The following is a 13,063-nucleotide window of genomic DNA, read 5'->3' on the forward strand; positions in this document are numbered from 1 at the left end:
TTGATGTCTTCGAGGTTGATGCCGCCGAAGGTGGCCTCCAGCCCCGCGATGATCTCGACCAGCTTGTCCGGGTCGGTTTCGTTGATTTCGATGTCGAAGACGTCCAGGCCGGCGAACTTCTTGAACAGCACCGCCTTGCCTTCCATCACCGGCTTGGAGGCCAGCGCGCCGATGTTGCCCAGGCCCAGCACCGCCGTGCCGTTGGTGATCACCCCCACCAGGTTGCCGCGCGCCGTATAGCGGAACACATTGGTCGGATCGGCCACGATTTCTTCACAGGCCGCCGCTACGCCGGGGGAGTACGCCAGCGCCAAGTCCCGCTGGTTGGTGAGCTGCTTGGTCGGCATAACCGAGATTTTGCCGGGGCGGCCGTGCTCGTGGTATTCAAGGGCGGCTTTGCGAAGGTTGGCATCCATAGGGGCGGCTACTTGCTAGAGTGTGGGACACGGAAAGGGGGGAATTCTATTCCGATGGCGGGCGCCGCGATACCTCCGCGATTCCCGCCGGCCCCATGCCGGCATGCGCCTCCCATCTTACCGCCAGCTTACAAATTGTCGCTATTCCGTCGCGCGGAACGAGGGAAAACGGCCCTCCGGATCGAACAGCGCCTTCACGCGCGTATCCAGCCGGGTCGTGGCCAGCCCCGGCGGCTCGGACGCGGGAAGCAGTTGCGGCGCGGGTGCGACGTCGACCAGCGTAACGCGCTGCACCCAGGCCAGCGTGCCGCCATGGCCCAGCAGCAACTGCGCCAGGTTGACCGTGGCGGGCGCATCGGGTTTCAGGGCATCCAGGCGGTAGCGCCCCAGCCAGCGCTCGCCGTCCCGGGTGGCGAAGGCATCGCCGCCGGAGGCCAGCTGGAACAGCCCCGGCACCAAACGCTGCACGGTGACGGAACGCAAGGGCTGGACGTCGGCCTCGCCGAAGGGCCCGAGCGTTTCCTCCACACCGTCCGCCAGCATCGCCTCCACCGCCAGCACGCCCGAGTCCGCGCACCGTCCGGCCAGCCAGCGGGCCGGAGCGGCCAGCCATTCGGCCAGGGTCATCGCGCCGGGCAGGCCGGCGAACTGGCGCAGGCCGGCCTGCGCCAGCGCCGCCACCGGCACCCCGGGCTGGGCGCGCCAGCGTGGCACCTCGCCGGGCAGGCGGGCCAGGCCCGACATGGCCGACGGGTCCACCCGCAGAACGGGTCCGTGGATCGCCTCGAACGGCCCCTCGGCGCCCTCCAGCGCCAGCGCCACGCGGTATTCGGCGCACAGGACCCGCGCATGCGCCACGTCGGCGTCCCGCGTCGGGACGAGAACGGCCCGCGGGCCGGCCTCTCCGCCTTCGCCCAGATCGCGGACGGCGCCCTGGCACAGCAGGCCCAGGCGCTGCAGAAACGCCGCCCAGGGGCTTTGGACCGGCCGACGGCCCAGGAGGAAAGCGCGCCGGGATGGCTGCATGACTACAATTCCTTTTTCGCTACAAGATGCCTTCGAGAATCCAATGCCCCGCCTTGCCACTCGCACCAACGATTTCCTGACCTTCCAGGTAATGGAGCTTTTCAAGCAGGCGCAGGCGCTGCAGGCAGCGGGCAAGGACATTATCAGCCTGGGCATCGGCGAACCGGACTTTACCGCGCCCCCCCAGGTCGTGGAAGCGCTGGAGCGCGCCGCCCGCGCCGGCCAGAGCGGCTACAGCCCGTCCGCCGGCCTGACGCCACTGCGCGAGGCCATCGCCCAGTTCTACCACGAACAGTTCGGCGCCAAGGTCGATCCGTCCCGCGTTATCGTCACCGCGGGCGCCTCCGGCGCCCTGACGCTGGCCTGCGCGGCGCTGGTCAATGGCGGCGGGGAAGTGCTGATGCCGGACCCCTCCTACCCCGCCAACAGCAATTTCGTGCTGGCCGCGGGCGGCGTGCCGCGGCTGATCCCGAGCACGGCGGAAAAGCGTTTCCAGCTGTCCGCCCAGGACGTGGCCCGGCACTGGACGCCGGCCACCCAGGGCGTGCTCATCGCCTCGCCCAGCAACCCCACGGGCACCTCCATCGCCCATGACGAACTGGCCGAGCTGCTGGCGCAGGTCCGCGCCCGCGACGGTTTCGCCATCGTGGACGAGATCTACCTGGGCCTCTCCTATGAAGGCCAGCCGCGCTCGGCGCTGACCCTGGACGACGACGTCATCGTCATCAACAGCTTCTCGAAGTATTTCCACATGACGGGCTGGCGCCTGGGATGGATGATCGTGCCCCAGGACATGGTGGCGCCGGTGGAGAAAATCGCCGCCAGCCTCGCGATCTGCGCGCCCACGCTGGCCCAGCACGCCGCGCTAGCCTGCTTCTCGGCCAACGCGATGAAGACCTTCGAACACCGCCGCGAAGCGTTCAAGCAGCGCCGCGACTACCTGCTGCCGGAATTCGAACGCCTGGGCATCCAGGTGCCGGTCAAGCCCGACGGCGCGTTCTACATCTACGCCGACATCAGCAACCTGGGCATGGACAGCGCCGCGTTTTCGCAACGCCTGCTGCTGGAGGCGGGCGTGGCCGCCGTTCCCGGGCTCGACTTCGGCCCGGCCCACGGCCGGCACACCATGCGCTTTTCCTACGCGACGGGGCTAGACCGGCTGGAAGAAGCCGTCGCCCGCATGGGCCGCCTGCTGAAATAGGGACCCGCATACCTGCAGCCCCCGAAAGAGCTGCCCCGCATTGGGGGCGGCCGCGCTTGCGAAACGCGCCGAAGCAGGCGATTGTCGGGAGAATCCGTCGAGAGAATCAGTCGCGCGCCAGCGCGATCCCGGAGGCCAGCGCCAGGCGGCGGCGTTCCGCCTGCACCTTGGCGCCGTAGCCGTTGTCGTCCGGCCCGGTGGAACCGACGTAACAGGCCAGGCCGCCGTCCACGGAGCCGCGGCGGTTGATGCAATCGCGCAGGATGGTGGTACCCACGCCGATATTGGCGGCGGGATCCAGCGCGTTCTTGCCAACGGCTTCGAACTTCTCCTGGTGCACGCTGGTCATCACCTGCATCAGGCCCTGGGCGCCCACATGGCTTTCCGCCAGGGGGTTGTAGCGGGACTCGATAGCGATCACCGCCAACACCAGCAACGGATCAAGCTGCTTTTCGCGGCTGGCCTTGTATACCGTGTTCAGGAGCGGGCCGGTCGCATCGTAGGCAACCTTGTACTTGCGCGAGATATAGTTGCGCAAAGCTTCCGCCTGCGGGCCGGTCGCGGTGTTCGCGACGGGCTTCTTGGGCGGCGGCGCGACGCGGGCAGGCCCCAGCATGCCGGTGGCATTGCTGGCGGGAGCCGTGGGGATGGCCATGGCAATGGCCGACGACATGTCGACTCCCAGGTCGGTACCCGTATCGATATCGGCACTGGCTTGCATGGACGAAGGCGCGAGGGCGGTCAACAAGGCTTTGTGCACTTGCAATGCCTGGTCGCGCAGCCCAGGCAGGGCGAATCCCATGCTTACCGTCACAATGACCGCAATGCCCAGATAAACGGAGCAGATGCGCAGGGACTCGGCAAGATATTGGTGCACTCCTTGGGCCATGCTTCTAAACAAGCTGGCCACTGACGCATCGGGCATGGAACCTCCTGCGTAAAAAAGAGGGAGTCAATGTTAACCTCTCTTTCTCCGTAAAATGTAACCAAATCGCCGGGATCTGTAGTGAAATACCGCGACCTTAGAGACTTCCTCGCCCAACTCGAACGGATGGGCGACCTCAAACGCATCGCTGCGCCGGTGTCCACTCGGTTGGAAATGACCGAGATCTCCGACCGCGTCCTGCGGGCGGAGGGCCCCGCCCTGCTGTTCGAAAACGCCCAGCACAACGGCCAGCCGGCGCAGATGCCGGTGCTGACCAACCTGTTCGGCACGCCCGCCCGCGTGGCGCGCGGCATGGGCGCCGACAACGTCAGCGCGCTGCGCGACATCGGCGAGCTGCTTGCCTCGCTGCGCGAGCCCGAAGCGCCCAGGGGCCTGCGCGACGCGCTGGCCAAGGTGTCGATGCTGAAGGCGGCGCTGTGGGACATGAGCCCCAAGAACATCAAGAGCCCCGCCTGCCAGGAAATCGTGTGGGAAGGCAAGGACGTGGACCTGACGCGCCTGCCGATCCAGACCTGCTGGCCGGGCGACGTGGCGCCGCTCCTGACCTGGGGCCTTGTAATCACGCGCGGGCCCAACGCCCGCCGCCAGAACCTGGGCATTTACCGCCAGCAGCTGCTGGGACCCAACAAGCTGATCATGCGCTGGCTGTCGCACCGCGGCGGCGCGCTGGATTTCCGCGACCATGCCCTAGCCCATCCCGGCACGCCCTTCCCCATCGCGGTGGCCCTGGGCGCGGACCCGGCCACCACGCTGGGCGCCGTCACGCCCGTGCCGGACAGCCTGTCCGAATACCAGTTCGCCGGCCTGCTGCGCGGTTCGCGCACCGAGGTAGCGCAGGCGCTGGGCAGCAACCTGTCCGTGCCCGCCTGGGCCGAAATCGTGCTGGAAGGCCACCTGCTGCCGTCGTCGGATCCGCGCGCCATCGCGCCCGCCGTGCCCGAAGGCGTCAACCCGCCGCCCAACACCGATTACGAGATGGCCCTGGAAGGCCCCTACGGCGACCATACCGGCTACTACAACGAACAGGACTGGTTCCCGGTCTTCACGGTCGAGCGGATCACGATGCGGCGCAACCCCATCTATCACTCCACCTACACGGGCAAGCCGCCCGACGAACCCGCCGTGCTCGGCGTGGCGCTCAACGAGGTGTTCGTTCCCCTGCTGCGCCGCCAGTTGCCCGAGATCGTGGACTTCTACCTGCCGCCCGAAGGCTGCAGCTACCGCCTCGCCGTCGTGTCCATCCGCAAGCAGTATGCCGGCCACGCCAAGCGCGTCATGTTCGGCCTGTGGAGCATCCTGCGGCAGTTCATGTACACGAAGTTCATCGTGGTGGTGGACGAAGACATCAACCCGCGCGACTGGAAGGAAGTGGTGTGGGCGATGACCACCCGCATGGACCCGGTGCGCGACACCCTGCTGGTCGAGAACACGCCCATCGACTATCTGGATTTCGCCTCGCCGGTATCCGGCCTGGGCGGCAAGATGGGTCTGGACGCCACCAACAAATGGCCGGGCGAAACGAACCGCGAATGGGGCACGCCCATCACGATGGACGCCGACGTCAAGCAGCGCGTGGATGCGCTGTGGGGGCAACTGGGCCTCTAACGCCAGCGGCCAGAAAAAAACCCGCCTTTGATGAGGCGGGTTTTTTTGCCGCCGGGGGGCAGCATGCCGAAGGCGCGGCGGAGCCTAGCGCGGGTCGTCGCCGCGGCCGCCATCCCGGCGGGAGTCCTGCCAGACCTTGAACAATTGCCAGCCGACAAACGCGCCGCCGACGATCTTCAGGAGCTTGGACCGCTTGCCGCCCCGCATGATCATGGCGGACAGCGAAGAGCTGACGATGGGATAGCGCCGCGCCAGATTGATCGCCTGCAAGGCCCAGCGAGACGCGCTGCCCGACGCGAGCCCGGGCAGCAGGCCCTTGATGAGCGAGGCCGGCTCCAGCTTGCGGCCGGCGGACGCGATGCTCTGCGCCAGCGATTCGCGCTCGATGGCGGCGCGGGCGCGCAGCAATTCAATGCGCACGGCCCGGTCGACGGTGGGAGACCTTTTCACCATGCGTCAGCCCTCCTCGCGCCGGCGCGCCTGCGCCTCGTCGTCGCTCTGCGCGTCCCGGACCCGGTCCAGCAGTTCGGCGTCGCGCGACAGCTCTTCGAGGGTGGCGGAAAACGGCGGCGCGCCATAGACCAGGCCATGCCGCACCATTAGCAGCAGCGCCACGCCGACGATGCCGTAGAAAGCCGCCAGCAGGCCCAGCGCCAGGTAGCGGTCTTCGGTGGGCCAGAAGGCCACCGCCACCGTGACGGTGAAGACCAGCACGGCCAGCGTCAGGAAGAGCAAGGCAGCAAACGCCATGCCCAAGAGTTTGAGCAGGCGCGCCTTTTCGTCCGCGGCTTCGAGGGCCAGGAGTTCCAAGCGCGTGCGCAGCAGCCCGACCAGGCTGGACGCAACGCCGAATACGGATTTTCGTAGACCCATAGCGAATGGACGCCGGGCGGAAGACGGCATGCGTCGTCCGCCCGGATGTCCTGCCCTATCAGCGGCGGCTGATCAGCAAACCGAGCAGCAGGCCGGTCACGCCTGCAATGCCGATGGCTTGCCAGGGATTGTCATGCACGTAGTCGTCGGTCGCGCGGGCGGCCTTGCGGCCGCGTTCCAGCACGGCGTCCTGCGCTTCGTACAGCGCTTCGCGCGTGCGCTTCAGGGAAGTCAGGGCGCGGTCGCGCAGTTCGTTGGCCTTGTCGCCGGTGCTGCTGGCGGCTTCACGCAGCAGGCTTTCGGCATCATTCAGGCTGCTCTTGACACTGTCGATGAGTTTTTCTTTTGCGACGTCTTCGGATTTTCTCGTGGCCATTTCTTGAGCTCCTGTTGTGTGTCCATGACGGAATCATCATACCAGCCGCGATTCCCGCGGCATGGCGCGCTTGCTACCGCGTGCTACTTGATTTGCGTAATCTCAACGGCGGACTTGACGCCGCCCTGATCGATGTCCTGCTTCATCACCAGGTTGACCGCCGGACAGTACCAATCCGTCACGGTGGTGTTCATGCCGGGGATGGGGATGGTGAGGCCCTGGAAGGTGGCCATGGTGGGGTCCGAATTGCGCGTGTAGGTGATCGGATGGCAGGATTGTTTGCCCAACGCGGTATCCAGCGAGGTCTTCTTCCCCACCGTCTTTTCGCCGATGCGCACCGTTGTGCTGGGCTGGCCGCCCACCGGCGCCTCTTTGCCGATCTTCAGGCGGAACGAGGAGCCGGGTAGCTTCTGGCCGCTGTCGAGCTTGCCATCGTAGGCGAACAAGCCCAGCATGCGGAGGTCGAACTGGCCTTCGGACGGACGCGGCGCCTCGCCCGCGCTGGCATAGCGCAGGAAGGTCGCCTGGCCGCCCTTGACGGTCATCAGGTAATCCAGCTTGGACTTGCCCGGCGGAAGGCCCGCGTAGCTGAACTTGGCGACGCCCTGAACGCGGGCGCGGCAGTTGTCGCCATTGCTCTTTGTAACCTCGGCGAAAGTCAGGTCGGCTCCCAGCGCCAGGTTGCCCGAGCCGGTCAGTTGCACGGCGCCGCCGTCGTGCATGAATTGCGCGTCGCACACGCCGGCCTGCGCCGTGGCGGCCGCGCCCAGGGCGCCCGCCGCAAAAACAAGGGATGCCATTTTTCGCATCGTCACAAGCCACTCCATGAATCCGGAAAAAGCCGCCCGCGCCCGGCGGACGGCTGGCTTGATACTACACCGGTTGGCCCACCCCGCGTATGTCGGAACGTGTCGGCAAACGCCGCGCCAGCCGCCGCTACGCAGGCGCCGCGGCGCCTGCCCTGCGAAGGATCAGGCCCTGGATCTCCGGTACACACGAGCCGCAGCCCGTGCCGCAGCCCAGGGTCGATTTCAACGCCGCCAGATCGCACCCGCGATCGATCCCGGCCAGGATCGCCGTCTCGCTCACGCCGTTGCAAACGCATACCGTGCGCGACCGGCCCGCTCCCGCTATCCGCCCCATCAGCAGCTGCGCCACGCCGGCCGGCGCAGCGCCGCCGCCGGCCCAGGACAGCAGCGCCTCCTGCGCCCGCAGGTCGCCGGCCAGCAGGAAGCCCTGCAGGGCGCCTTGCTCCACCTTCACCCTGCGCATCAGGCCGCGCGAGGGATCGTCGAAAGCCACGTCCGGCCCGAGCAGCCCCAGCGCATCCGCCATGGCGTCCAGCAGCTCCGCCTGCGGCGCGGCCGGGGCCGCCAGGCGCATGCGCACCCCGCCCGCACCGACCGGCAGCACCACGGCGTAGTCGAAGCGCCGCAGCCAGGGCGCCAGACGCGCGCGCAGCGCCGCGCCATCGCCCTGCAGCCAACCCGCCGCCTGCCACGCCAGGCCGGCGGGTTCGGCGGACACGGCGCTGTGCTTGAGTTCCGGCTGGCGCGAAATCGGGTCGGCGGCCGGATTGGTCAGCGCGTTCACGCCCTGCCCCGCCATGTAGGCGCTGCCCCAATGCATCGGCAGAAAAGCGTGCCCCGGCCGCAGCGAGTCGTCCGCCTGCACGGGTAGCACCACACTACCCCGCCGCGACGCCAGCCGGGCCAGTGCGCCGGGATCCAGTTTGAACCGGCGCATGTCGTCGGGATGCATGGACACCCAAGGCTCTTCGACATGCTGCGTCAGCGCGCGGGCCAGCGAGGTGCGCGCCATGGTGTGCCAATGGTCGCGCAAGCGGCCGGTGGTCAGCCGTAGTGGAAATTCCGGCGAGACGGCTTCGGCGACCGGGCGGTAGTCCACGTCGCAGAAACGGGCGCGTCCGGAGGGGGTCGGAAACACGCCGTCGGCATACAACCGCGCCACGCCCTGTCCATCCCGATATGGCCATTGCTGCGGCCCGCTCGCGTGGAGCGTCGCGTAATCCAGCGCGCTGTAGTCCAGGTCCCGGCCGGCGGTCGTTCGGGCGTGCTCGGCGAAGACGTCGCTTTCATCCCGGTAGGCGAACAACGTTGCCTTGTCCGGCGCCATGCGGGCGGCCAGGCGCAGCGCGACGGCCTGCGCCAGCCGCCAGTCCGGCTGCGCGTCCCCCGGCGGATCGATCGCCGCCCGCACCCGGCTGATGCGCCGCTCCGAATTGGTCACCGTGCCGGATTTCTCGGGCCAGGTGGCAGCCGGCAGCACGAGGTCGGCGTAGGCCAGGGTCTCGGTGCCCGCGAACGCTTCCTGCACGATCACGAACTCGGCGCGCTCCAGCGCCGCGCGCACCCGGGCCTGGTCGGGCAGGGACTGGGCCGGGTTGGTGGCCGCGATCCACAGCAGCTTGATGCGCCCCTCCCCCACGGCATCGAACATGTCCAGCGCGGTGGCGCCCGGTGTGCGCGGCAAGGAGTCCACGCCCCACAGCGCCGCGGATTCCTCGCGGTCCGCCGCCGAATCCGGATCGCGGTGGCCAGGTAGCAGCGTGGCCATGCCGCCGGCCTCCCGGCCGCCCATCGCGTTGGGTTGCCCCGTCAGCGAGAACGGCCCGGCGCCCGGCTTGCCGATCTGGCCGGTCGCCAGATGCAGGTGTATCAGCGCCGCGTTCTTGTCGGTGCCGCTGGTCGACTGGTTCAATCCCATGGTGTAGAGCGACAACGCCGCCCCCGCCCGGCCGAACCAGCGCGCCGCCTGGATAATGTCCTCGGCCGGCACGCCGCAGATCGCCTGCGCGGCTTGCGGCGTGTACCGTTGCGCGCGCGCCCTCAACGCCTCGAAGCCCTCGGTATGGCACTGGATGTAGCCGTGGTCCAGCAGGCCCTCCGCGTCCATGACGTGCAGCATCGCGTGGAACAGGGCCACGTCGGTGCCCGGCGCCAGCGGCAGATGCAGGTCCGCGAACGCCGCGGTGTCGGTGCGCCGCGGGTCCGCGACGATCACTTTCATGCCGGGGCGCCGCGCCCGCGCCGCTTCCAGCCGCCGGAACAGCACGGGATGCGCATACGCCATATTGGAGCCGGCGATCAACACCGTGTCCGCCAGGTCCAGGTCCTCGTAGCAGGCCGGCGGCGCATCCGCGCCCAGCGTGCGCTTGTAGCCCGACACCGCGCTGGACATGCACAGGCGCGAGTTGGTGTCGATGTTGTTGGTGCCGGCCAGCGCGCGCGCCAGCTTGTTGAAGACCGCGTAATCCTCGGTTAGCAATTGCCCCGACAGATAGAAACCCACCGCATCGGGACCGTGCCGCGCGATCGTCTCGGCCAGCCTGTCCGCCGCGATATCCAACGCCCGGTCCAGCGCGATGCCGCGCATCGGCTGGGCGCGCGTTTCGCGCCATTGCGCCGACAGGACGCGCGCCCCGTCGCGCCGCACCGTGTCGGCCAATGCCAGCCCCTTGCTGCACAGCCTGCCGCGGTTCGCGGGGTGCCGCTCGTCGCCCCGCACCCGCGCCACGGCGCCGCCGCGCGTTTCCACCAACACGCCGCAGCCGGTGCCGCAGTAGCAGCACACCGACGCCACCTCCCGCACGCCAGCCGGGGCCTCGTCCACGATATCGATCCGATGGGCCTTGGGCGCATCCATTGCTTATTCTCCCGCCGCGCCTTCGCCGAACATGAGCTGGTCGCGCAAGGCGCCGATGCGCCTGCCTTCCCGGATCAGCCGGACATACCATGCGCTGTCCGCCGTGTCGCCGTACAGGCAGGCGCCCACCAGCTTGTCGTCGCGGATCACCAGTTTCTTGTAGACACCGCCCAGGGAATCGGCCAGCGTGATGGACTCGGCCTGCTGGCCGCCGGCGAAGTCGCCCGCGGAAAACAGATCGATGCCGGTGACCTTCAAGCGGGTGGCGGTCAGGCTGCCTTCGTAGCGGCCGATGCCGTGCAGCGCCAGATGATTCGCCGCCACTTTCGCCTGCTCGAACAAGGGCGCGACCAGCCCGTAGGCGGTGCCGCGGTGGCTCACGCATTCGCCCACCGCATAGATGCGCGGGTCATAGGTCTGCAAGGTATCGCTGACCACCACGCCGCGGTTCACATGCAGCCCGCTGCCCTCAGCCAGCTCGGTGTTCGGCCTTACGCCGACCGCCATCACCACCAGGTCCGCCGGTATCTCTTCCCCGTCCGCGAAGCGCAGCGCGCGCACTCGCCCCCCGTCACCGCCCAGGATCGCCTGGGTCTGGCGCCGCAGCAGGAATTTCAGCCCGCGCGCCTCCAGGCTCTGGCGCAGCAAGGCTGCGGCGCCGCCGTCCAGTTGCCGGTCCAGCAGCGAGCCGCCCAAATGCACCACCGACACGTCCATGCCGCGCGCGGCCAGACCGTTGGCGGCCTCCAGGCCCAGCAACCCGCCGCCGATCACGACCGCGTGCCGATAACGCGACGACGCGTCGATCATCAGGTTCACGTCGCCGATATCGCGAAAGGCGATGACGCCATCCAGGTCGCTGCCCGGCACCGGCAAGATGAACGGCTTCGAACCCGTGGCCAGCAACAGCCGGTCATAGGGCACGGCGGAGCCGTCGTCCGCAAGCACCATGCGCCGCGCGCGGTTCACGCCGACCACCTTGCGCTTGAGCAGCAGGCGGATGCCGTGGCGGGCGTACCAGTCCTCATCATTGAGCACGATATCCCGCAGGGTCTGCTCGCCGGTCAGCACCGGCGACAGCAGGATCCGGTTGTAGTTGGTGTAGGGCTCGGCGCCGAACACCGTGATGTCGTACAGGTCCGGCGCCAGCTTCAGCAGCTCTTCCAGCGTGCGTATGCCCGCCATACCGTTGCCGACCACCACCAGCTTCTGCTTCGCGTCCATGGCGGCCTCTAGGCGGCGGCGCGCGAGGCGCCGGCCTCGGCAAGCGGCTCCGGGCTCGCGGCAAGGCCGGCGTTGGCCTGCGCCGCGGCCCGCGAACGTTCGGGGTTGCCGTGGCGGCGATGCAGGAAGTCCACCACCGCGGCGCGGCAGGCCAGGTAGGCGGCGTCGTTGGCCAGGCGCACGCGGTCGCGCGGCCGCGGCAAGGGCACCGGGAGGATCTCGCCGATGGTCGCCGCCGGCCCGTTGGTCAACATCACGATACGGTCGGACAACAGCACCGCCTCGTCCACGTCGTGCGTGACCATGATGGCGGTGGTGCGCGTCTTGGCAACGATCTTCAGCAGTTCGTCCTGCAGATGCGCCCGGGTCAGCGCATCGAGCGCGCCGAACGGTTCGTCCATCAACAGCACGCCCGGTTCGATCGCCAGCGCCCGCGCAATTCCCACGCGCTGCTTCATGCCGCCGGAAATCTCGCGCGGCAGCTTGTTCTGCGCCGGCAGCAGGCCCACCAGATCCAGGGCGGCACGCGTGCGCTCGTCCAGCTGCGCCCGCTTCTCGGAGGCGCCGAAGACCCGTTCCACCGCCAGGTGCACGTTCTGGAAACAGCTTAGCCAGGGCAGCAGCGAATGGTTCTGGAACACCACGGCGCGGTCCGGGCCCGGGCCCGTGATCTCGCGCTCCGCGCACAGCAGCACGCCGCTGGTGGGGCGCGCCAGGCCCGCGATCAGGTTCAGCAGGGTCGATTTGCCGCAGCCCGAATGGCCGATCAAGGTAATGAACTCGCCTTGCTCCACGGTCAGGTCGATGTCGCGCAGCGCCACGAAAGCGCCCTTGCGGGTGTTGAACGTCTGCCCGACGCGTTCAATGCGTACGAATTTCTTCATGGCGCTATTCCTCGGTGTAGGTGAAGCGGCGGGCCAGCGCGACCAGCATGGTTTCGAGCAACAGCCCTACGATGCCGATCACGAAAATGGCGATGACGATGTGCTCGACCTTCAGGTTGTTCCACTCATCCCAGAGCCAGAAGCCGATACCCGTGCCGCCGGTCAGCATCTCCGCCGCCACGATCACCAGCCACGCGGTGCCGATGGACAGGCGCACGCCGGTCAGCATGTAGGGCAGCACGGCGGGCATCAGCACCTTGGTGGTCACCTTCCATTCGGACAGGTTCAGCACCCGCGCCACGTTCAGATAGTCCTGCGGAACGCGCGACACGCCAACCGCGGTGTTGATGATCATGGGCCAGATCGAACAGATGAAAATGGCCCAGATGGCGGCGGGGTTGGCCGCCTTGAACAACAGCAGCCCCAACGGCAGCCAGGCCAGCGGCGACACCGGCCGCAGCAGGCTGACGATGGGCGAGAACATTGCACGCGCCGCCGCGTAGCGGCCGATGACGAAGCCGGCGGGAATGCCGATCAGCGCGGCCAGGCCGAAGCCGACCGCCACGCGCTGCAGCGACGCCAGCAGATTCCAGCCGATGCCCTTGTCATTGGGGCCGTTGTCGTAGAACGGATCGGAAAAAAGTTCGACGGCCGCGCGCCAGGTGACGCCCGGCGCGGGGATTTCCGGTATCCGCATCGCCACCACCTGCCACACCAGCACGAATAGCGCGAAGCCCGCCACGGGCCCCGCCACGGCCCGCAGCGCGGACTCTAGGCGTTCGCGCCAGAGGGCGATGAACGCATCGCCGCGGCGCATCGTCGTTACGGTAGACATTGCATGCCCCT

The 13,063-nt window shown here is 68.3% G+C and carries 11 protein-coding genes and 2 pseudogenes; 2 read left to right on the plus strand and 11 right to left on the minus strand.

What is annotated here, in order from left to right:
- Both AGI3411_RS28760 and AGI3411_RS28765 read right to left on the minus strand, forming a co-directional pair.
- Positions 1-416 (minus strand): annotated as a pseudogene (locus AGI3411_RS28760) (NADP-dependent malic enzyme); the annotation flags it as partial.
- Between the two features lie 141 nt (positions 417-557).
- Positions 558-1,442, minus strand: coding sequence for an FAD-binding oxidoreductase (locus tag AGI3411_RS28765; protein ID WP_129530718.1), 885 nt, complete (start codon positions 1,440-1,442; stop codon positions 558-560).
- A gap of 43 nt (positions 1,443-1,485) precedes the next feature.
- On the opposite strand from AGI3411_RS28765, the gene AGI3411_RS28770 reads away from it, so the two are divergent.
- Positions 1,486-2,643, plus strand: a complete 1,158-nt coding sequence (locus AGI3411_RS28770) for a pyridoxal phosphate-dependent aminotransferase (protein WP_129530719.1) — start codon at positions 1,486-1,488, stop codon at positions 2,641-2,643.
- 106 nt (positions 2,644-2,749) lie between these two features.
- On the opposite strand, the gene AGI3411_RS28775 is transcribed toward AGI3411_RS28770, so the two are convergent.
- Positions 2,750-3,568: a lytic transglycosylase domain-containing protein gene (locus AGI3411_RS28775; RefSeq protein WP_129530720.1), complete on the minus strand. Its 819-nt coding sequence runs from the start codon at positions 3,566-3,568 to the stop codon at positions 2,750-2,752.
- An 81-nt stretch (positions 3,569-3,649) separates the two neighbouring features.
- On the opposite strand from AGI3411_RS28775, the gene ubiD reads away from it, so the two are divergent.
- A complete protein-coding gene (gene ubiD / locus AGI3411_RS28780) occupies positions 3,650-5,194 on the plus strand; it encodes a 4-hydroxy-3-polyprenylbenzoate decarboxylase (RefSeq protein WP_129530721.1) in 1,545 nt (514 codons plus the stop codon).
- Between the two features lie 84 nt (positions 5,195-5,278).
- Here ubiD and AGI3411_RS28785 read toward each other — a convergent pair whose 3' ends face one another.
- The 8 genes and pseudogenes from AGI3411_RS28785 to ntrB form a co-directional block, all read right to left on the minus strand.
- Entirely contained in the window at positions 5,279-5,647 is a 369-nt protein-coding gene (locus AGI3411_RS28785; RefSeq protein WP_129530722.1) for a hypothetical protein, read from the minus strand.
- Positions 5,648-5,650: 3 nt separating this feature from the next.
- The gene (locus tag AGI3411_RS28790) at positions 5,651-6,067 is read right to left on the minus strand and encodes a phage holin family protein (RefSeq protein ID WP_129530723.1); all 417 of its coding nucleotides are present in this window, start codon (positions 6,065-6,067) and stop codon (positions 5,651-5,653) included.
- A gap of 58 nt (positions 6,068-6,125) precedes the next feature.
- A complete protein-coding gene (locus AGI3411_RS28795; RefSeq protein WP_043544379.1) occupies positions 6,126-6,443 on the minus strand; it encodes an ElaB/YgaM/YqjD family protein in 318 nt (105 codons plus the stop codon).
- An 83-nt stretch (positions 6,444-6,526) separates the two neighbouring features.
- Entirely contained in the window at positions 6,527-7,252 is a 726-nt protein-coding gene (locus AGI3411_RS28800; RefSeq protein ID WP_425265385.1) for a hypothetical protein, read from the minus strand.
- 127 nt (positions 7,253-7,379) lie between these two features.
- Positions 7,380-10,109, minus strand: a complete 2,730-nt coding sequence (locus AGI3411_RS28805; protein WP_129530725.1) for a nitrate reductase — start codon at positions 10,107-10,109, stop codon at positions 7,380-7,382.
- A 6-nt stretch (positions 10,110-10,115) separates the two neighbouring features.
- A pseudogene (locus tag AGI3411_RS28810) lies at positions 10,116-11,333 on the minus strand (NAD(P)/FAD-dependent oxidoreductase); the annotation flags it as partial.
- Between the two features lie 8 nt (positions 11,334-11,341).
- Positions 11,342-12,217: an ABC transporter ATP-binding protein gene (locus tag AGI3411_RS28815; RefSeq protein WP_129530727.1), complete on the minus strand. Its 876-nt coding sequence runs from the start codon at positions 12,215-12,217 to the stop codon at positions 11,342-11,344.
- Between the two features lie 4 nt (positions 12,218-12,221).
- Positions 12,222-13,052, minus strand: coding sequence for a nitrate ABC transporter permease (gene ntrB, locus AGI3411_RS28820; RefSeq protein ID WP_129530728.1), 831 nt, complete (start codon positions 13,050-13,052; stop codon positions 12,222-12,224).
- Positions 13,053-13,063 lie beyond the last annotated feature (11 nt).

It is taken from the genome of Achromobacter agilis (genome assembly GCF_900496965.1).
Lineage (GTDB): Bacteria > Pseudomonadota > Gammaproteobacteria > Burkholderiales > Burkholderiaceae_B > Achromobacter > Achromobacter agilis.